The sequence below is a fragment of the Tenacibaculum litopenaei genome (genome assembly GCF_964514025.1).
Taxonomy (GTDB): domain Bacteria; phylum Bacteroidota; class Bacteroidia; order Flavobacteriales; family Flavobacteriaceae; genus Polaribacter; species Polaribacter litopenaei.
Map to the genome: position 1 here is coordinate 118,811 of NZ_CAZEQT010000006.1, position 21,035 is coordinate 139,845.

At 40.7% G+C, this 21,035-nt stretch carries 12 protein-coding genes; 9 read left to right on the top strand and 3 right to left on the bottom strand.

The features are described 5' to 3' along the window. Positions 1-8: 8 nt before the first annotated feature. Both ACKTS5_RS09125 and ACKTS5_RS09130 read right to left on the bottom strand, forming a co-directional pair. Positions 9-1,565 carry a RagB/SusD family nutrient uptake outer membrane protein gene (locus ACKTS5_RS09125; RefSeq protein WP_408043562.1) on the bottom strand — a complete coding sequence of 519 codons (1,557 nt, stop codon included), beginning with the start codon at positions 1,563-1,565 and terminating at the stop codon, positions 9-11. A gap of 10 nt (positions 1,566-1,575) precedes the next feature. After that, entirely contained in the window at positions 1,576-4,674 is a 3,099-nt protein-coding gene (locus tag ACKTS5_RS09130; RefSeq protein ID WP_408043563.1) for a SusC/RagA family TonB-linked outer membrane protein, read from the bottom strand. A gap of 196 nt (positions 4,675-4,870) precedes the next feature. Between ACKTS5_RS09130 and ACKTS5_RS09135 the strand changes: the two genes are divergently transcribed. The 8 genes from ACKTS5_RS09135 (at position 4,871) to ACKTS5_RS09170 (ending at position 17,916) form a co-directional block, all read left to right on the top strand. Further along, complete coding sequence (locus ACKTS5_RS09135; RefSeq protein ID WP_408043564.1) at positions 4,871-5,887, top strand: LacI family DNA-binding transcriptional regulator; 1,017 nt, start codon at positions 4,871-4,873, stop codon at positions 5,885-5,887. A gap of 139 nt (positions 5,888-6,026) precedes the next feature. Continuing rightward, complete coding sequence (locus ACKTS5_RS09140) at positions 6,027-7,403, top strand: MFS transporter (protein ID WP_408043565.1); 1,377 nt, start codon at positions 6,027-6,029, stop codon at positions 7,401-7,403. Next, on the top strand, positions 7,403-8,062 hold the full coding sequence (gene pgmB / locus ACKTS5_RS09145; protein WP_408043566.1) for a beta-phosphoglucomutase: 660 nt from the start codon (positions 7,403-7,405) through the stop codon (positions 8,060-8,062). Before ACKTS5_RS09140 ends, pgmB begins: the two co-directional genes overlap by 1 nt. Positions 8,063-8,112: 50 nt before the next feature. Continuing rightward, on the top strand, positions 8,113-10,419 hold the full coding sequence (locus tag ACKTS5_RS09150) for a glycoside hydrolase family 65 protein (protein WP_408043567.1): 2,307 nt from the start codon (positions 8,113-8,115) through the stop codon (positions 10,417-10,419). A 41-nt stretch (positions 10,420-10,460) separates the two neighbouring features. Continuing rightward, on the top strand, positions 10,461-12,392 hold the full coding sequence (locus ACKTS5_RS09155) for a glycoside hydrolase family 13 protein (protein ID WP_408043568.1): 1,932 nt from the start codon (positions 10,461-10,463) through the stop codon (positions 12,390-12,392). A gap of 4 nt (positions 12,393-12,396) precedes the next feature. Then, on the top strand, positions 12,397-14,781 hold the full coding sequence (locus tag ACKTS5_RS09160; RefSeq protein WP_408043569.1) for a TIM-barrel domain-containing protein: 2,385 nt from the start codon (positions 12,397-12,399) through the stop codon (positions 14,779-14,781). A 1-nt stretch (position 14,782) separates the two neighbouring features. Beyond that, complete coding sequence (locus ACKTS5_RS09165) at positions 14,783-16,453, top strand: alpha-amylase family glycosyl hydrolase (RefSeq protein ID WP_408043570.1); 1,671 nt, start codon at positions 14,783-14,785, stop codon at positions 16,451-16,453. 23 nt (positions 16,454-16,476) lie between these two features. After that, positions 16,477-17,916 carry an alpha-amylase family glycosyl hydrolase gene (locus ACKTS5_RS09170; protein ID WP_408043571.1) on the top strand — a complete coding sequence of 480 codons (1,440 nt, stop codon included), beginning with the start codon at positions 16,477-16,479 and terminating at the stop codon, positions 17,914-17,916. Positions 17,917-17,970: 54 nt separating this feature from the next. Here ACKTS5_RS09170 and ACKTS5_RS09175 read toward each other — a convergent pair whose 3' ends face one another. Further along, positions 17,971-18,483: a DUF7935 family protein gene (locus ACKTS5_RS09175; protein ID WP_408043572.1), complete on the bottom strand. Its 513-nt coding sequence runs from the start codon at positions 18,481-18,483 to the stop codon at positions 17,971-17,973. 186 nt (positions 18,484-18,669) lie between these two features. Here ACKTS5_RS09175 and ACKTS5_RS09180 point away from each other — a divergent pair, with 186 nt between their 5' ends. Then, complete coding sequence (locus ACKTS5_RS09180) at positions 18,670-20,994, top strand: ATP-dependent helicase (RefSeq protein ID WP_408043573.1); 2,325 nt, start codon at positions 18,670-18,672, stop codon at positions 20,992-20,994. Positions 20,995-21,035 lie beyond the last annotated feature (41 nt).

The following is a 21,035-nucleotide window of genomic DNA, read 5'->3' on the forward strand; positions in this document are numbered from 1 at the left end:
ATTAGTGATTAATATCCAGGGTTTTGCGTGAGGTTTGGATTCGCCTCAAGTGCTGTAAAAGGCACTGGGAATAACTTGTAATTCGCTGGAATTGACGTTCCATTTGCAGTGTTCCCTTTCCAAGGCCATAAATATGACCCTCCAGTAAAGCGTCCATAGCGAATTAAATCGGTACGTCTGTGTCCTTCCAAATTCAATTCACGAGCACGCTCGTCGATAATAAAGTCCAAGGTCAATTGGCTTGAGTTAATAGTACTTGTTTTCGCTCTGGTTCTAATCTGATTTACATATCCTAAAGCGGTAGCAGCATCTGCTGAAGTTGCTCCTCGTAGCGCACATTCTGCGTAAATAAGATAAGCATCTGCCAAGCGGAATAATGGGAAGTCAGTACTTGAAAAGTTAGTAGAGGTAGAGCTTCCTGTCGACTTTGTATTTCTGAATTTTACAGATGGATACCCGTCTGTCCATTTCTTATAGTCAGCCATTTCAAAAGTATGCCCTTGAGTCCAAAACAATTTAGAGCGAACATCGGTACAGCTTTGCAACTGCGCGAGGTCAGTAACACCACCGCAGTACTTTCCGTACCAAGCACTGGTTGCTCGGTGTCCTCCCCAACCAGAAGTAGCTCCAAAATCATCCAAATTCATCGTGTCTGCCGAAAGACTTCCGTTCACGATATAAGTTGTGTTTCCATAACTTTGACTGTTTACCGCATCGGCGATTAAAGGAAAGATAATCTCCGTTGATTGGTCGTTGTCAGCAGAGAAGTTTTGGACAAAGTTTGCTGCTAAACTATATCTTCCAGCATCGATAACTTTTTTGATAAAGGTTCCTGCTTCTGTATATTTAGGGGTACCTGTGTAAACCTCTGCATTTAAATACAACTTGGCAAGTAACATTTGAACCACCGCTTTGTTAGCTCTTCCGTAGCCATTGGCATCCGAAATTTTAGGTTCGATGGCTAAGAGTTCTGACTCCACAAAATTGTATAACTCTTGTCTGTTTGCCTGTGGTAATGGTGATGAGCTACCGATATTATCTTCTGTAGCTAATACTCCTTTCCCGAAAGTGTCAATCAAATAATAGTATGCCAAGGCGCGAATGAAACGCACTTCACTTACGATATTTTCCTGATCGTTAACCGTAACGTTCTTTAAAACGGCTAGCAAGTTGTTTGCTTGCGGAATCGTGTAATAGATACGATTGTATAAATAACGGAAAAATTTATTGTTTTCGTCCCAATTAGACGTTGTTGTCAACTGATCTAATCCATCGTCTCCCCAACGGTTTTTCATTCCGTCTGCCGTAAAATCTTGCAAGTTGATAATTCCGCGTAGAAAAGGCGATTCTCCTGCATTATCATCTATGTCTGATTCACCGGGTCCTTTAATACTCGACAAGGCATAGGATGCGTACAATCTCGATAAAATTCCCGAGATAGCATCTGGGTCTTGTGCTAAGAGTTGCTCTAGGGTAAGTTCTACTTCTGGTTTGGTGTTTAAGTCGTTGAGGCAACTGGTAAATGTAGTTGCAACTAGGACTACTGCGATAAGTAATTTCTTCATAATCTAATTATTAAAAGTCTACATTTACACCAAGTGTATACGTTCTTGGTCTAGGGTAAAAATTATTGTCAATACCATTGAAGTTCTCCGGGTCTTGACCTGAGTAATTCGTAATGATAAACGGATTGCTAACTGAGCTAAACAGGCGAATGTTTGCTCCTTTTAAAACCTTTGACATTCGATATCCCAAAACGATGTTTTCACAGCGAAGGAAAGTAGCGTCTTCTAAGTAGTAATCCGAAAACTTCACGTTTCCATTGGTGTTGATGATATTGATATCAGAAGCTCCGTTATTGAAATCCAGTACGTTTGATAAACTAGTAGAGTTTTGTGGTATTGAACGATCTCTCCATCCATTGGTAAGCTTTTTTGCGTTGTATACCAATCCTCCAAATTGACCTCTAAAGCTCGATGAAAAGTCCCAGTTTTTATAGGTGAAATTCAATCCGAAACCATAGGTCCAGTTCGGACGTAACGGACGGTAAAAACGGTCGTCATTATCAATTTTCTTATCGCCGTTTAAATCGGCAAATGCTCCCCAAATAGGTTGTCCTTCGGCATTGTATAATTGCTTGAATACCCATGCAGAGTGCGGTTGTAATCCGACAGGTGTATAGGCCAAATTAACGCCCGTTCCAACAGGTAAACCTCCATCCGTTGAAGGAATTAAGCTCACGTCTTTTAAACTTGTCACTTTCGTTTTATTGTAGGCAATATTGGTATTGATGTCAAAGCTGAAGTTCTCCTTATGAATCGGACTTGCATTTAAGGCAAGCTCGAAACCACGAGTATTGGTCGAACCAACATTTTTAACGAACGAACTTCCAAGTCCTTGTCCTGGTGCTACAGGAGTTCGTGCTAAAAGGTCTGAAGTATTGCGTTCGAACACGTCAAACGAACCGTCGATTACGTTGTTAAACAAAGCAAAATCTAATCCGACATTATAAGTAGTCGCCTTTTCCCAAGTAAGGTTCTCATTGAAGGCGATTGCTGAGTAGATATTAACACCACTCAAGTACTGGCTACTCGCGCTTCCCTGAGAAAACAGCGGAATAGAAGGGTAGAACCCTACAGCACCTGTGATGTCTTGTTGTCCAGTTTTACCCCATCCTAAACGCAATTTAAGCGTGTTGATGAATCTGATGTTTTTGATAAATTCTTCTTCTTGCATTTTCCAAGCAAGTGCAGCAGCAGGGAAGTAGCCCCAACGCTTTGAAGGTCTGAACAATGACGAACCATCAGCTCTTAAACTCAACGTAACCAAATATTTGTTGGCGAGGTCTATATTCGCTCTACCAAAAAACGATTGTAAGTTCAACTCGTTGAAATACCTGTTTGTAGGATTTTGAGGATTCGGAGTTAACTCGCGAATACCTGAAGTTGCGTTGTATCTGAAAATTTCTTTTGTTCCTTCGTTTCTAAAGTTCTGATAACTGTATCCGGCTTGTACGTCTAACTTAGAAATAAACGACTTAAACGTTTTCGTATAGGCCAAATAAGCATCGAGGGTAGTGTTGGTGATGTTTTGATCTTCTGTGTAGTTCACTCCTGGATTGAAAACTGCACTGGTAGCAGGATTGTTGTCATTTTCGTTAAATTGACGAGTAGCAATGGCGTTCTCAGTGAAGATTTCTTTAATAGTAGCGTTAGATCGTTCCAATCCTAAATTTAGAATTCCGCGCATTTCTGGTAAGAAAGGCATGGTATAGTCAAATTCAATGTTTCCTAACATTTTGTACACTCTTTCCGGACGCGTACGTTGATTTAATAAGGCAACTGGGTTAAACTGACCGTCCAATAATAACTTGGTCGCTTTACTCGGATCGGCATCGTTTAAACGCGTGGTTTGGTAATATCCTCCAAAACCGCTCGCACTGTTGTCGTAAATAGGTTTTGTTGGGTCCATGTTTACCGCTCCACCAAGAGCGCCTCCTTCGTCAATAGCATTCTTATCAGCGTAAATACCTTTGAAGTTAAGGTCTACCTTTAAGTTGTCATCTAAAAATTTAGGCGTCATTTTTAACGCGATAGTATAGCGCTCGTAGTCACTTGTTTTTACCACCCCTTCACTTTTCGTATGTCCAATAGAGAAACGAGTAGGTACCTTGTCAAATAAAAAGGCTCTCGCACCAAAGTTGGTATTGGTAGATACAGCCGTTCTGTAAATGGCATCTTGCCAGTCAGTGTTGTACAGTATTCTTCCTTCTATTTGCGGTGTAGCAGGATTGTCAGTAGCCGTAGTTGAAGGATCATCAATACCGAGTGAGTTGGTATATGTAGGGTGGTATTTTTGAATGAATTGTACAAATTCATTTCCATCCATTACATCTAATGTGTTTCCTACAACACCTATCGAAACGTTACTTGAAAAGTTAAATTTTACACCGCCTTGTGTCCCTTTTTTGGTTGTAATGATAATCACCCCGTTAGAAGCTCTCGAACCATAAATAGCGGTAGCAGAGGCATCTTTTAAAATAGAGAAACTTTCGATGTCATTCGGGTTTACCAAAGTAAGTGGGTTACTAACTCCGGCTGGGTTGGTATTGTCAACAGGAACTCCGTCAATAACAATCAAAGGATTGTTGTTTGCAGAAAGTGACGACCCTCCACGGATACGGATATTAGGTGCAGCATCTGGCTGTCCACCCGCCGTAGTGATACGTACTCCTGGTACTTTTCCTTGGAGTAACTGATCGGCTCCGACCACTGGTGATTTATTGAAGTCTTTTGCACTGATAGACGTAACTGACCCCGTAGCATCTTTTTTGGTAGTCGTTCCATATCCAACAACCACTACTTCTTCGAGCTGTTGACTGTCTTCTTCCATGGTGACTTGAATAGTAAATGTACTCCCTATGGTTACTTCTTTTTCAAGAAATCCAATAGAGGTAAAAACGAGTACATCTCCAGTTTTAACGTTGTTTAAGCTAAACTTTCCGTCAAAATCTGAAGATGTACCTCGTGTAGTTCCTTTAATAACTACATTCGCTCCAGGCAATCCCTCGCCTGTAGCCTTTTCTAAAACCGTTCCCGTCACCGTTTGCTGGGCAAAAGAAATCGAAGAAACGAGTAGTAGTAGACATGATAATAGTATCTTTAAATCCTTCATTACTTTAGGTTAAATTGTATGTTTTTCTTCCTTGAAAAACCATCAATAATTTAGTTTCCACAGGGTGAAGATAGAAATAAAAATGGCTCTTCAGCTACCGAAAACACTACGAAAACGTTTTCGTGTTGATAACTTTTTAACTTTAACTTAACGTATTGATAAAATAAGCTAAAAAAAATTATGAGTTTTGTAAAATATGAAACCTAAAATTACCATTAAAATAATCGCAAAGGAGCTTGGAGTAGCTACTTCCACTGTTTCCAAGGCCTTAAGAGATAGTCACGAGATTAGTCAAGAGACAAAAGATCGCATCAAGGCCTATGCAGATCATTATAATTATCGCCCCAATAACTTGGCTTTGCAGTTGCGAAATCAAAAAACCAAGGTTATTGGTATCGTATTACCCCAAATTGTACATCATTTTTTCTCTACAGTCATCAAAGGAATTGAACATGAAGCCTCGCAGCGGGGCTATAGTATTATGGTTTGCTTTTCTAATGATATAGCGCAAAAGGAATCAGAAACAATTGATGTGCTAACCAACGGTAGCGTAGATGGATTGTTGGTTTCACTCGCCAAAGAAACCCTTGAGAAAGGGAGTTTTAAGCATTTTAATAGGTTGATAGATAATCAGGTGCCCTTAGTGTTGTTTGATAGGACGCACAACAGTTTGTCGTGTGATAAAGTGATTGTCGATGATGTAGGGGCGGGGTATAAGGCTACAAAATATTTGTTAGATACCGGCTGTAAACGCATAGGAATGCTCACTACTCCTGAGCACGTCATTGTAGGTTTAGAACGTCGAATGGGCTATGAAAAGGCACTAAAGGAGCGCCAAATCGGGGCCGACGAAGATATCGTAGTTAAAATTGATGAAGAAGGAGATATCAAGAAACAGATAGAAACGTTGTTTGACAAGGATATTGATGCTGTGTTTGCAGTAAATGAAATTTATGCGGCATTGGCCATACGCGTAGCAAAAGAGCGTGGATTGCGTATTCCAGAAGACGTGTCTATTATTGGCTTTACCGATGGCTTGATCTCTGAATATGCTTCTCCGTCAATTACTACGGTGGTACAGCACGGATTTACCATGGGAAAGCAAGCCGCTGAAATGCTTATTGATCGTATTGAAAATCAGACAGAAAACAAGGCGCCTCAAACCAAAGTAATATCGAGTAATTTAAAAATTAGGGAATCCAGTAAATCTTAGGATTCCCATTTTTTTTTGGATTTTCAAAAAGAAAACCATTATATTTACACCGAATAAGACTTATCAGTAATTTACTTTCCACACATTTAATTAGATAAGTCACAGCGCTTATCGTAGTATGAATTAATAAATTACGATAATGAACAAGCGTAAGTTAAGCTTCTGGGAAATCTGGAACATGAGTTTTGGTTTCTTGGGAATTCAATTTGGTTTTGCCCTACAAGGAGGCTTTATGTCTCGAATCTTTCAAACCTTAGGAGCAGGAAAAGAAGATATTCCTTTTTTATGGATTGCAGCACCGTTAACCGGATTGCTCGTGCAACCTATTATTGGTGTTTTAAGTGATCATACCTGGAGTCCAAAATGGGGACGAAGAAGACCCTACTTTTTAATTGGAGCAATTTTGAGCTCTTTAGCACTGTTTTTAGTACCGCATTCTTCAGCATTATGGATTGCTGCTGGTTTTTTATGGATACTCGATGCATCTATTAACATCTCGATGGAGCCATTTAGAGCATTAGTAGCGGATAAATTGCCCGATTCACAGCGTTCTTATGGGTTTGTTGTACAGACATTGATTATCGGTGTAGGTACTTGGGTAGCCAGTAAATTACCATTGTTATTGTCGGAATTGGGGGTTAGTGACACGGCTGCTTCGGGAGTAGTGCCGATGTCTGTTAAAGTAGCTTTTGCTATCGGAGCGGGAGTATTTTTAATGAGTATACTCTACACCGTTTTTACTACATCAGAATACCCTCCAGAAGATATGGAGGCCTTTGAACAAGAAAGAAAGAAAAAAAATCGTTTCCTGACGGATATCAGAGAAAATGTGGGAAGCATGCCTACTACCATGAAAAAATTAGGGGTGGTTCAGTTTTTTAGCTGGTTTGCCTTTTTTACCATGTGGAGTTTGGCAAATCCCGCTCTGACGGAGCACGTATTTAATACACCTGCACCCGTACTTTCAGAATACAATATGGACATTCCTGAGCAAGCAGCCAGATTTGAAGAAGTAAATACTGCCTTTCAAGAATCTTCTAATTTAGTAGGTTCGTATATGGGGACTTACGGATTGTCATCTATGGCTTTTGCGCTGTTGTTGGTATTGTATACTTCGAAGAGAAAAATCAATAGGAAGTATGTCCATATGGTATCGTTAATCTTAGGAGGATTTGGTTTCATCATGATGAAATACATTCCTTCACACGAATACTTAACACTGTCTTTTATACTTATTGGATTGTCATGGGGAAGCATATTGTCCATGCCCTATGCCATGCTTTCTAGCTCGGTAAATCCGAAAAAAATGGGAGTGATCATGGGACTGTTCAATATGTTTATCGTAATCCCACAAATCGTAGCCTCACTTGGGGGAGTCAACTTCGTATCGGGCTTGCTAGGTGAAGAGGCTATTAATGCGATGACAGTGGCTGGGATTAGCTTAATTATAGCTGGTCTGTGTAACTTTTTGATTACAAATAAAAACGCAATTACTTATCATTCAGAAACTGAATAATGCAAACTAAAGGATTTATTTTTGATTTGGACGGTGTCATTGTCGATACCGCCAAATACCACTTTTTAGCTTGGAAAAAGCTAGCACAGTCGATGGATATCGATTTCACAGAAGAACAGAACGAACAACTAAAAGGCGTGAGTCGCGTGAGGTCATTAGAGAAGATTTTGGCCTGGGGTGATAAGAGCATAAGCGATGAAGCCTTTCAGTCATTAATGACGAAAAAGAACGAGGATTATCTGGCGTATATCGCCGAGATGACCGAAAAAGAAATTTTAGAAGATGTTCCGAAAATATTGGAATACTTAACAACATCACAACAGGGCATCGCTTTGGGATCCGCGAGTAAAAATGCACGTGCGATTCTCGAAAAGGTAGCATTGTTGAACACGTTTCAAACTATTGTTGATGGTAATGATGTTACCAAGGCCAAGCCCGATCCAGAAGTCTTTTTAAAAGCTGCCAGTCAGTTGGGTATAGCGCCGGAAAACTGCGTGGTATTTGAAGATTCTGTAGCGGGAATTCAGGCCGCAAAGCGCGCAAATATGATCGCTATTGGTATTGGGGATGCCGCAGTATTGCACGAGGCAGATTATAATTTTACTGACTTTACCGAAATCAGTACCGATTTTATTTCCTCAATAATAGCGTCGAACTAATTAGAAACAAACAAAAACTAAAGGAGAAGTCCTAAAAGAAAATATAAACAATGAATCAGAATTATATCATACCGAATGAGTGGAGCGTCGTAGAGGAAGGATTTGATAAAGAGCGCGTAAAATCGTCAGAGAGTCTATTTAGTATTGGAAACGGTGCTATGGGGCAGCGTGCAAATTTCGAAGAAGATTATTCAGGAGCAAGCTTTCAAGGAAGTTATATCGCAGGGGTGTATTATCCAGATAAAACTCGTGTAGGATGGTGGAAAAATGGATATCCAGAGTATTTTGCCAAGGTATTAAATGCTCCGAATTGGATTGGAATTCACATTCGAATTGATGGTGAAGTCTTTGACTTAGCTAGCTGTAAGGACGTACGTAATTTCCGCAGAGAACTAAACATGAAAGAAGGTTGGTTAGCGAGAACGTTCGAAGCTGTATTGCCAAATGGAGAGGAAATTCGGGTGGCTACCAAGCGCTTTTTGAGTATAGACCTTGACGAGTTAGGGGTAATCAATTACAGCATAGAGCCTTTGAGTAAGGCCATGACAATTGCTTACGAACCTTATATAGATGCAGGGATAACCAATGAAGATAGCAACTGGGATGACAAGTTCTGGGATGTAACCGCTGCTGTTATTGAGGGAGAACGAGGATTTGTTCGTTCACATACCATGAAGACAAATTTTGAGGTTTGTACCTTTATGGAGTCAGAATTTTTTATGGATGGAGCTCCTTTGAAATTGTCAGGAGCATCAAAGACAACGGATAGGAAAGTAGCAATTAGCTATACTGCTGATGTGGCAAAGAATGCAGTATTTACGACGGTGAAATACGGAGGGTATACTGTTGACAGAAACCATCCTGCCAGTGAACTTAAATCAGCCGCAATTGCAGTGCTCGAGCGAGCAAAAGAGGCTGGCTTCGATAGTTTACTGGAACTTCAACAACGAGCTTGGGCTTCAATTTGGGATATGGCAGATATCCATATTGATGGTGACGTGAAGGCACAGCAGGGTATTCGATTTAATATCTTTCAATTAAACCAAACCTATTTAGGAACTGATGCCCAATTGAATATAGGTCCAAAAGGATTTACAGGAGAGAAGTACGGTGGAAGTACTTACTGGGATACGGAAGCCTATTGTTTGCCGTTTTACATGGCTACCAAAGAGCACAAGGTAGCGAGAAACCTACTTGCTTATCGATATCAACAGTTAGATAGAGCTATTGAAAATGCCGAAAAACTTGGGTTTACTAACGGTGCCGCGCTCTACCCAATGGTGACTATGAATGGTGAAGAATGCCATAACGAATGGGAAATTACTTTCGAAGAAATTCACCGTAATGCAGCCATTGCCTTTGCGATATACAACTACGAACGTTACACAGGTGATGAGAGCTATATTCCTGAAATGGGCTTAGAGGTACTCATTGGTATTGCGCGTTTCTGGAAACAGCGAGCAACTTTTTCTACTGCAAAGAAGAAGTATGTAATACTAGGAGTTACTGGTCCTAACGAATACGAAAACAATGTCAATAATAACTGGTATACCAATTACGCAGCAAAATGGTGTTTGGAGTACGCAGCGAAATGTGTAGAGAAAGTAGCCAAAGAAGATGCCGATGCATACGCGCGCATTAGTAGCAAAGTTAGATTAGCATCGGAAGAGCTCAGTGAATGGAAAACAGTAGCATCGGCGATGTTTTTTCCGTATTCTGAAGAGCACGATGTGTATTTACAGCAAGATGGCTTTTTAGACAAAGAACTCATTACTGTTGCTGATTTGCCAACGACAGAGCGTCCTATTAACCAGAAATGGAGTTGGGATCGAATTTTGAGATCTCCGTATATCAAGCAGGCAGATACCTTGCAAGGGTTCTATTTCTTTGAAGATGATTTTACACAAGAAGAATTAGAGCGTCATTTTGATTTTTACGAGCCTTTTACAGTACATGAGAGTTCACTTTCACCCTGTGTTCACAGTATACAAGCTGCGAAATTAGGAAGAATGGAACAGGCCTATACGTTCTATTTAAGAACTTCTCGTCTAGATTTAGACGATTATAACAGAGAGGTAGAAGAAGGCTTGCACATTACCTCTATGGCCGGAACCTGGATGAGTATCATTGAAGGTTTTGGAGGAATGCGCGTAAAAGAAAATCAATTGAATTTTACCCCTCAAATACCAGCACAATGGGAAGGTTACTCTTTTAAAGTAAACTTTAGAGGACAAGTATTAAAGGTTTCTGTTCAGAAAAAAGGAACAGAATTCGAGCTAGAAGGAGATAAAGAGTTGACCATTGTAGTAAATGATAAGAAAATTATTGTCCCCCCTAATAATTTGATTACCGTGTAATCACCCTATCCTCGCAGCCTAAACTGCGAGGATTTCTAATTATGAATAAAGTAATTGTTTGTTTTTTAACACTAATTTTATGGGGCTGTGCTCAGAAGCCTGAAGAATCGACGTCTGCGAAGGCAGAACAAAGTATTCCGGTTGTGCTAGAAAGAGTTGCGCCCCCGAATTGGTGGGTAGGAATGAAAAATCAAGAACTGCAATTGATGGTAAAACATCCAAATATTGCAGACTACTTCCCCAGCGTTGCTTATAAAGGTGTCAGCTTATTGAGCTTTGACAAGGGCGATAGCCCTAATTACGTGTTCTTAAATTTAAAGATTTCAGCTGCGGCCTTGCCAGGAGAACTGCTATTGCGTTTTAAGCATGGTGATGGACGAGTATTAGAAAGTACTTATGTGTTAAAGTCTCGAAATGACGAGGAGCGTTCGTACCGCGGTTTTAATACAAAAGATGCTATTTATCTGATAACACCAGATCGATTTGCCAATGCCAATCCTGAAAACGATTCGTTAAAAACACTGCGTGAACAAGGTATAGACCGAGAGAATGCCTACAAACGCCACGGAGGAGATATTGAAGGAATCATTCGAAGTTTAGATTATATTCAAGATATGGGATTCACTGCTGTATGGCCATCGCCTTTATTGACCAATGACATGAAGGAAAGTTCGTACCACGGTTATGCAATCACTGATTACTACCAGGTGGATCCACGATTTGGAACCCTAGATACTTATAAAGCCTTATCCAGTGCGCTGCGCAAGCGCGGGATGAAATTAATTATGGATCAGGTAGCAAATCACTGTGGTCTGAACCATTGGTGGATGTCCGATTTACCATTCCGAAACTGGATTAACAATCAAGAGAATTTTGAGAAGCACAGGTCAGAATGGAACGGCGAGACAGTATTGCTTACTAATCACCGAAGAACGGTAAACCAAGATCCCTATGCGTCGAAACACGACCAGTTATTAAATGAAGAAGGATGGTTCGTAGCTACGATGCCCGATCTAAATCAACGCAACCCATTTTTGGCAAAATACCTCATACAGAATAGTATTTGGTGGGTCGAAACACTGCATTTGGGAGGAATACGCCAAGATACCTATCCGTACCCAAACAAGGATTTTATGAGTCAATGGGCAAAGGCTATCATGAGAGAGTATCCTAATTTTTCGATTGTCGGAGAAGAGTGGAGCTACAATCCATTGCTAATTGCTTATTGGCAATCTGGAGCAAAAAATAAAGATGGCTACGAGTCAAATTTACCTTCCACTATGGATTTTGCCATGCAACGAACCATAGTTCAAGCACTCATGGAAGAAGAGGCCTGGGACAAGGGCTTGGTAAAGTTATACGAAGGACTTGCTAATGATTTTGCCTATGCAAATCCGAAGGCTATTATGTGTTTCCTCGATAACCATGACATGAGTCGTATTCATACGCAGTTAAAAGGCTCGGTGGCTAAGACTAAAATGGCTTTGAGTTACCTTTTGGTACTCCCTCGAATTCCTCAAATTTACTACGGAACCGAAATTCTGATGGACGATTTTGACAAGCCCGGTGATCACGGACTCATCCGTTCTGATTTTCCAGGGGGGTGGCAAGGGGATAAGAAGAATGCTTTTACCGGTGTTGGCCTGAGCAAACAGCAAAAAGAAATGCAGTTGTTTGTGAAAAAGTTATTGCAATACCGAAAAAACAGCGAAGCCATTGCAGAAGGAGAAACGGTTCATTTTGCGCCTCATGATGGCGTGTATGTGCTGTTCAGAATAGCTAAGGAAGAGTTGGTAATGCATGTAATCAATAAAAATACGACGGCTAAAGAATTATCCTTAGACCGATTTAAAGAATTAAATTTGGAGGGACGTCGTTTTCGAAATATCCTAACAGAGGAAAAAGGGCAGTGGTCTACGCAACTCAAGGTTCCTGCCAACAGCAGTGTCATACTGACAACAAAACTAAACTAATACCATGAAAAAAATAGTAGTATTCTTAGTACTTTGGAGCTGCGCTATTGCGGCAACCGCTCAAATAAGTACGAGAAAATACAAGGCTCACAAAGAAGTGGGATCACAGTGTTTAATGATCCGTGTCACAGACGGAACCTATAGAATTCAATTTTACAGTCCTGAAATTGTAGAAACGTCTTTTATTCCGGAAGGTGAACAGTATCAAAAAGCCTCTCATGCTGTAGTGATGCGTCCTGAGTTGGTGGCCACGCGTTTGAGAGCAACGACTTCGACACTTAACTGGAGTTCTAAAGGAATATCTGTACGTGTTCAAAAAGCACCTTTTTCAATCAGTTTCTATTACAACGAGAAAATGGTACTCAAGGAAAAACGAGGCTATCATACCAAGGATAATTTAGAAGTGTTAGATTTCGCTATTGATGCAGATGAAGTGTTGTACGGAGGTGGAGCACGAGCATTGGGCATGAATAGAAGAGGACATCGATTACAGTTGTACAACCGAGCTCATTACGGTTATGAAACTCATGCTCCTTTAATGAATTACACCATGCCCTTGGTCATGTCATCAAAAAAATACGCCTTGCATTTTGACAATGCCCCGATTGGTTATTTAGACTTGGATAGTAAAAAGGAGAACACGCTATCGTATGAGACAATTTCGGGAAGAAAAACTTATCAATTGATCGTGGGGGAGCAATGGTCAAACATCGTAAACAATTATACCACATTAACGGGAAAACAACCGATGCTACCTCGTTGGGCACTTGGTAATTTTGCCAGTAGATTTGGGTATCATTCACAGCGCGAAGTAGAGGAGACCATCCAACGATATAAAACGAATAACATACCTGTTGATGCTGTTATCTTAGATTTGTATTGGTTTGGAAAAGAAATAAAAGGAACCATGGGCAACCTAGAAGTATTCCGCGATTCTTTTCCTGATTTTGAGGGAATGGTAACAAGGTTAAAAGCAAAGGGGGTAAAAACGATTACGATTACAGAACCTTTTGTTTTGAGTACTTCAAAAAAATGGAAAGAAGCTGTGGAGAAAGGTGTTTTAGCTACTGATAGCACTGGGCAAGCAGCTAGGTACGATTTTTACTTTGGGAATACAGGGCTTATCGATATTTATAAGCCAGCAGCGAGTGCCTGGTTTTGGGATATCTACAAAGGACTAGCGAATAAAGGAGTAGCAGGTATTTGGGGTGACTTAGGAGAGCCAGAAGTACACCCGAATTGGGTACAGCACGCCGCAGGTACTGCCGATGAAGTTCACAATATTTACGGACACGATTGGGCCAAACTCATAGCGCAAGGGTACGAGCGGGAGTTTCCAAAGGTGAGACCATTCATTTTGATGAGAGCAGGATATTCGGGATCGCAACGCTTTGGGATGGTGCCTTGGTCAGGTGATGTAAATCGAACTTGGGGAGGGCTGCAAAGTCAACCGGAAATAGCCCTGCAAATGGGAATGCAAGGTTTGGCATTTATGCATTCGGACCTCGGCGGATTTGCCGGAGCCAATTTAGATGACGAGCTGTATACACGCTGGTTACAATATGGAGTGTTTCAACCGATATACCGACCTCATGCACAAGAGGAAGTGGCTTCTGAGCCAGTGTATCGATCAAAAACCGCCATGGCAAAAGCAAAAAAATCTATTGAATTGCGCTATCAATTATTGCCGTATAACTACAATTTAGTGTTCGAAAACAATCAAACTGGAATGCCACTTATGAGACCCTTGTTTTTTGAATACCCTGCTGCGGAAACAAATACCTTAGCATCGAGTTATTTATGGGGAAATGATCTTTTGGTAACTCCTATTATGAAAAGCGGTCAACAAGAGTCAACGGTGTATTTGCCGAAAAAAACGGTTTGGTTCCATTTTATTACAGGCAAGCGCTTTGAAGGAAGTGGATTTGTGCGCGTAGCGAATAGACCTGATGAGATACCTGTTTTTGTACGTGCCGGCGCCTTTATTCCGAAAGCTCAACTAGTACAATCAACAGCAGCCTACGATGCGAATGTTTGGAATGTGAGTTACTACCACGATACAAGTGTGAAAAGTAGTCAACGACGTTTTTACAACGATAACGGCTTGTTGAAAAATGCTTTTGAAGCGGGGGCGTATGAGCAAGTACAGCTGAGCAGTAAGTTAGGAAAACAAGGACTAACGATAGATTTGAAATGTAACAAAGGGAAGCAGTATAACTATCAGAACAAACAGTACAATTGGAAGCTTGTTAATTGGAAACAACGACCACAAGCAGTTAGCTTTCAGGGGAAAGCTATTCCTTTTGATTGGGATGCTACAACGGGTGAGTTAACCTTTAAAGTACTGTGGAATACAAGGAAAAAAGGACGTATCAAAATTAAAAACTAGAATGAAAAAAGTCATTGTAACACTGGCGATAGCCATGGGGGTTAGCAGCTGTACAAAGCCTGTTCAGACAGAACAAAAAACAGTAGCAGTGGTCAAAAAACAAGAACCATTTGATTGGCGAGCTGCGACGGTGTATTTTTTATTGACAGATAGGTTTAATAACGGAAATACTGACAACGATCTCAATTTTGATAGGTCAAAACAAACGGCAAAGTTACGCGGGTTTAAAGGAGGTGACCTTGCAGGAGTAACACAGAAAATAAAAGAAGGTTATTTCGATGCCCTAGGAGTCAATGCAATTTGGATGAGCCCTGTGTTGGAACAAAATCACGGCGCTGTCGATGAAGGAACAGGGGCTACCTATGGATTTCACGGGTATTGGACGCAAGATTGGACGCGTATTGATCCAAATTTTGGAACAGAGGAAGAGCTTAGGGAATTAATCAAAACGGCACATGAGCACGGTATTAAAATACTGCTCGATGCGGTGGTTAATCACACGGGCCCCGTCACTGAAAAAGATGCGGTGTGGCCGGCATCATGGGTGCGAACAACCCCGCAATGCGAATACAAAGATTACGCTTCTACAGTGAGTTGTACCTTAGTTCGAAATTTGCCTGATATCCGCACGGAATCGGATGAAGAAGTGAGTCTACCTCCTCAGTTACTAAAGAAGTGGAAAGCAGAAGGACGACTGGAACAAGAATTACTGGAATTAGATACTTTTTTCAATGAAACTGGTTATCCGAGAGCTCCTCGCTTTTACATCATGAAGTGGCTGGCTGACTATATCGAAGAGTTTGGAATTGACGGATATCGAGTAGATACTGTAAAACACGTAGAAGAAAAAGTGTGGCAAGAGTTTAAACAGATTTGTGATCGCGCTTTTGAAAACTATAAGAAAAAACACCCAAAGCACGGTATGGAAAAAGAGTTTTACCTAGTTGGGGAAGTTTATGGCTACGGGATTAGTGGAGGACGTGAATACGCATTTTCGGATAGAAAAGTAGACTATTTTGATAAGAGCTTTCAGAGTTTAATCAATTTTGAATTTAAATGGAATGCCAAACAATTGCCATATGAAGCACTTTTTAAAAAATACGATTCGATTTTACAGGGTGATTTAAAAGGAAAGGGAGTCCTGAACTACACGGCCTCTCACGACGATGGGCAACCTTATGATGCCGATCGCACATTGTGGCATGAAAATGCTATTCGATTGTTATTGTCGCCGGGTACGGCACAAATCTACTACGGTGACGAAGTGGCACGCCCGTTAAAAATTCAAGGTGCGGAAGGAGATGCGAACTTACGTTCATTGATGCCTTGGCAACAAATGGAAGAAAGAGAATTACAAGAAATTGCTGCACATTGGCAAAAGTTAGGAAGCTTTCGCAGCAAGCACCCGAGTATAGGCGCAGGAAAACACGAACAGCTGACAGCAACTCCATACGTGTTTAGCCGTCGACTTAAAACTACGACAATAAACGACAGCGTTGTGGTAGGTTTAGGGTTGCCTCAGGGAGAAAAAACCATTGAGGTAAAGGGAGTATTTGCTGATGGGACTTCGGTTAGAGATGCGTATTCTGGAACCCTGAGTACGGTGACCGATGGGAAGGTCAGTATAGCAACACCCTTTACGCTGTTATTACTAGAAGAACAAAGCAAATAGAAATACTAAAAATCAAATTAAGCATGAAGAAAACGACGTTGTTACTCTTGGTAGCGATGCTAGGCTTGGCCTGTAAACAAGAGCAAAAGAAAGTCGCAACAACCGAAACTGCTACGGAAACACCGAAGAAAATTACCGCTCCTAAGGTGACTTCAGAAATGATGGAGTCGGCAGTGATTTACGAGGCCAACATTAGGCAGTACTCAAAAGAAGGGACGTTTAAAGCGTTCACAAAAGACATCCCTAAATTAAAAGAACTGGGAGTTAAAATTATATGGTTGATGCCAGTGTTTCCTATTTCCGAAGCGAAGCGAAAGGCCACTGGTGATAAATTTGCAAGTGATTTTCCTGAAGCTGAAAGAGAAAAGTATTTAGGGAGTTATTACGCAGTTGCTGACTTTAAAAAAATCAATCCAGAATTTGGAACCATTGACGATTTTAGAGCCCTTGTGGCAACAGCGCACGAACAAGGGATGTACGTTATTTTAGACTGGGTACCAAACCATACAGGGTGGGATCATACTTGGATTACGACCCATCCAGATTTTTACACTAAAAACGCTAAGGGAGAAATTACCGATCCTCTCAATGAAGACGGAACTCCAGTAGGTTGGCAGGACGTAGCAGATCTTAACTACGACAATCCTGAGCTTCGTAAAACGATGATCGCTGATATGAGTTATTGGATTACAGAAGAGGGAGTAGATGGATTTCGTTGTGATGTAGCCGGATCAGTTCCGACGTTTTTCTGGGAAGAGGCAATTCCACAATTACGAGCAAAGAAAGACATTTTTATGTTGGCAGAAGCTTGGGAACCAGCATTGTTAAAAGACGGTTTGTTTGATATGGGGTATGCTTGGGACCGACACCACGCCATGAATGATATTGCAGCGACTAAAAATACGGCTGCTGATTGGGATGCTGCCTATAGTAAAGATACGGCTCGCTATGAGCACAACGATATTTTGATGAATTTCGTAACCAACCACGACGAAAACTCGTGGAATGGGACTATTGACGAGCGTATGGGACCAGCATGGGAAACATTTACGGCCATGAGTTATGTGATTCCAGGAATGCCGTTGATCTATTCAGGTCAAGAGTACGGTTTAAACCATCGATTAAAATTCTTCGAAAAGGACGAAATTCCGCATACCCAAGGAAAACAATGGGAAGTTTTGGCGAAATTAGGAACTTTAAAAGCTCAGAACAAAGCTTTAAACGGTGGGAAAATGAGTGCTAAGTACGAACGTTTGAAAAGCGAAGATCAAGTATTGATGTTTGCCAGAGAAAAAGAAGGAGACAAGGTGATTTACCTGGCTAACTTATCAAAAGCACCCGTTACTCAGCTCGTTGAACTGGAAGGAGCATACACCGATTATATGGGAGGTGACGCGTTGAGCAAAGGAAGTGTAACACTTGAATTAGCTCCGTGGGAGTACAAAATATTGGTAAAAAAATAAACGATTTCGAATAGTTGAAGGAATAAAAAAGCTCGGTATATACCGAGCTTTTTTTTATAATAATTGTTTTATTTCTTGCTTTAAAAAGGAAATTACAGTTTCACTAGGAGGCGTTTCTTTTCCGTAGTCCTGAATAATTTGTTCGCGCATTTCCTTACTGTCTTTTGCAGTGGCAGCCACGTTTCGTATTTTAGCACTAATGGCCATTTTGGCGGTAAGTACGGCATTCCAACTTTCGTCAGAAATGTACAATTGTTGCACTAAATTATGTTCTAACTCTTGTTCTATATTGGCCGTAAGCAAACGTGCGTATTCCTGCGGATTATCGCCAATCGGCTTTACGCGAACTAATAATTTTAACGGGTTAATACGATCGCTAAACAGCAACATTCGTTCGTAGGCCTGTAATCGTATAGGCAAACTGTCTTTGCGCTTCTCTAGCATTAATCGAACCTGTTTTTCTTTTTGATTGTTGGCGATAAATGCACTTAAAATATAATAGGCAACCCCACCTGTAACCAACGAGGGGATGGCGTAGGCGATTCCTTCTAAAATTTGTTCCTTCATAATCGGGTTAAAAATTACTCAGATGCTAAGATACAAGTCTTCTCAAAAATAAATGAGGAATCGGCTGATAACTTTGGGGATATTAAACGTATTTTTAGACTGTGAATAAAAAAATGCACAGACATTTTAAAATCGATAAAAGATTGGTTAATTTCCCATTTTTAAAATTCTTTCAATTTATTTTTTTTGGATACTTATTTAGAGCAACTTAACGAACCACAGAGAGCTGCCGTCTTACAGAAAGACGGACCGATGATTATTATTGCAGGAGCAGGATCGGGAAAAACGAGGGTGTTAACCTACCGTATTGCTCATTTAATGCAAAAAGGAGTAGATGCGTTTAACATCTTGTCACTGACCTTTACCAACAAGGCAGCTCGCGAGATGAAGGAGCGTATTGCAAATGTAGTTGGACACAGTGAGGCCAAAAATCTTTGGATGGGAACCTTTCACTCAGTGTTTGCAAGAATTCTCAGAGCGGAAGCAGATAAGTTGGGATATCCTTCTAATTTTACAATTTACGATACCCAAGATGCCGTTCGGTTAATAACGGCCATTATTAAAGAGTTGAAACTCGATAAGGATCGCTATAAACCGAAACAGGTTTTGAGCAGGATTTCTTCGTTTAAGAACAGTCTGATTACCGTACGTGCTTATTTCAATAATTCGGATTTACAGGAGGCCGATTTGCAGGCAAGCAGACCCAAAATGGGAGATATCTACAAAGAATACGTAGATCGTTGTTTTAAATCAGGAGCCATGGATTTTGACGATTTGCTACTCAGAACCAATGAGCTACTCGCTCGTTTTCCGGAGGTTTTAGCAAAGTATCAAGATCGTTTTAGGTACATCATGGTAGATGAGTACCAAGATACCAACCACTCGCAGTACATTATTGTTCGCGCTTTGGCCGACAGATTTCAAAATATTTGCGTGGTAGGTGATGATTCACAAAGTATCTATAGCTTCCGTGGTGCCAATATTAATAACATCTTGAATTTTCAGCGCGATTATCCGGATGTAAAGACTTTTAAATTGGAACAAAATTATCGTTCCTCTGACAATATAGTACGCGCTGCTAATAGCGTAATTGACAAAAACAAAACGAAGCTCGATAAAGAGGTATGGACGGCGAATGACAGTGGTGAAAAAATCAAGGTTATGCGTTCTATTTCAGACGGAGAAGAAGGTCGTTTTGTGGCTCAGTCTATATGGGAAAATCAAATGAATCATCAGTTGACAAATGATGATTTTGCTATCTTGTATCGAACCAATGCTCAGTCGAGAGCCATTGAAGATGCTCTTAGGAAAAAAGATATTCAGTATAAAATATACGGAGGGATTTCGTTTTATCAACGCAAGGAAATTAAAGATTTACTCTCGTATTTGCGTTTGCTAATCAATCCGAACGACGAAGAGGCCCTGAAGAGAATCATCAATTATCCTGCTAGGGGAATTGGTGCTACTACCATTGACAAGCTTACCATAGCTGCCAATCACTATAAGAAATCAATTTTTGATATCATAAGAAACCTCGATAAGGTAGACATCAAAATTAACTCAGGAACCAAAAACAAGTTGGAGAATTTCTTGGTGATGATGCAGCGTTTACAAATTGAAGCTCAGAAGAAAAATGCTTTTGAAGTGGCCGATTTGGTGGTGAAGCAAACTCAACTAGTACGTGATTTGCAAAAAGATGGTACACCTGAGGGGATCAATAAGGTCGAAAACGTACAGGAGCTATTAAACGGTATTAAAGATTTTATCACCGACAAAATTGAAACCGGAGAAGACGCTTCATTGACGGCATTTCTTGAAGATGTGGCCCTGGCAACGGATTTTGATAGTGAAAAAGACGATACGCCTCGCGTGTCGTTAATGACCATTCACCTGTCAAAAGGTTTGGAATATCCGTATGTGTACATCGTTGGTTTGGAAGAGAGTTTGTTTCCTTCGGCAATGAGTATGAATACCCGAAGTGAATTGGAAGAAGAACGTCGTCTTTTCTACGTGGCATTGACGCGTGCAGAAAAAGTAGCCTATTTGACCTATGCACAAACGAGGTATCGCTGGGGTAAACTTACCGATGGAGAGGCAAGTAGATTTATAGAGGAGATTGACGATGAGTTTTTAGAGTACCTAGCTCCTAAAATTCCAGAACCAGCCGCAAACAGGTTTATCGATGCGAGTTTGTTTGACGATACTCCGAAGAAAATACGCTTTGAAAAGCCGATTCATAAGAAGCGAAAAGAATTTTTAAGTAAAAAAGAAAAACCCGCTTTTTCACCTGATAAAGGAAATTTGAAAAAGGTAGGAAGTTTGAGTCCGAAAGCTGGAACTTTTGACGGAACGATCGCCGTAGGAAACTTGGTGGAGCACAATCGTTTTGGGACAGGTAAGGTGATTGGATTAGAGGGGAAAGGCCCCAATAAAAAGGCAGAAATCGAATTCGGAACTGCCGGTAAAAAGAAATTATTATTACAGTTTGCAAAATTGAAAGTGATCGGTTAATCCGATAGGGCTGCATCATTTTGACAACTTTTAAAAGAGAG

Bases quoted from the DNA above. Each gene is read 5' to 3' on its own strand.
- ACKTS5_RS09125 (WP_408043562.1), bottom strand. From the start codon at position 1,565: ATGAAGAAATTACTTATCGCAGTAGTCCTAGTTGCAACTACATTTACC.
- ACKTS5_RS09130 (WP_408043563.1), bottom strand. From the start codon at position 4,674: ATGAAGGATTTAAAGATACTATTATCATGTCTACTACTACTCGTTTCT.
- ACKTS5_RS09135 (WP_408043564.1), top strand. From the start codon at position 4,871: ATGAAACCTAAAATTACCATTAAAATAATCGCAAAGGAGCTTGGAGTA.
- ACKTS5_RS09140 (WP_408043565.1), top strand. From the start codon at position 6,027: ATGAACAAGCGTAAGTTAAGCTTCTGGGAAATCTGGAACATGAGTTTT.
- pgmB (WP_408043566.1), top strand. From the start codon at position 7,403: ATGCAAACTAAAGGATTTATTTTTGATTTGGACGGTGTCATTGTCGAT.
- ACKTS5_RS09150 (WP_408043567.1), top strand. From the start codon at position 8,113: ATGAATCAGAATTATATCATACCGAATGAGTGGAGCGTCGTAGAGGAA.
- ACKTS5_RS09155 (WP_408043568.1), top strand. From the start codon at position 10,461: ATGAATAAAGTAATTGTTTGTTTTTTAACACTAATTTTATGGGGCTGT.
- ACKTS5_RS09160 (WP_408043569.1), top strand. From the start codon at position 12,397: ATGAAAAAAATAGTAGTATTCTTAGTACTTTGGAGCTGCGCTATTGCG.
- ACKTS5_RS09165 (WP_408043570.1), top strand. From the start codon at position 14,783: ATGAAAAAAGTCATTGTAACACTGGCGATAGCCATGGGGGTTAGCAGC.
- ACKTS5_RS09170 (WP_408043571.1), top strand. From the start codon at position 16,477: ATGAAGAAAACGACGTTGTTACTCTTGGTAGCGATGCTAGGCTTGGCC.
- ACKTS5_RS09175 (WP_408043572.1), bottom strand. From the start codon at position 18,483: ATGAAGGAACAAATTTTAGAAGGAATCGCCTACGCCATCCCCTCGTTG.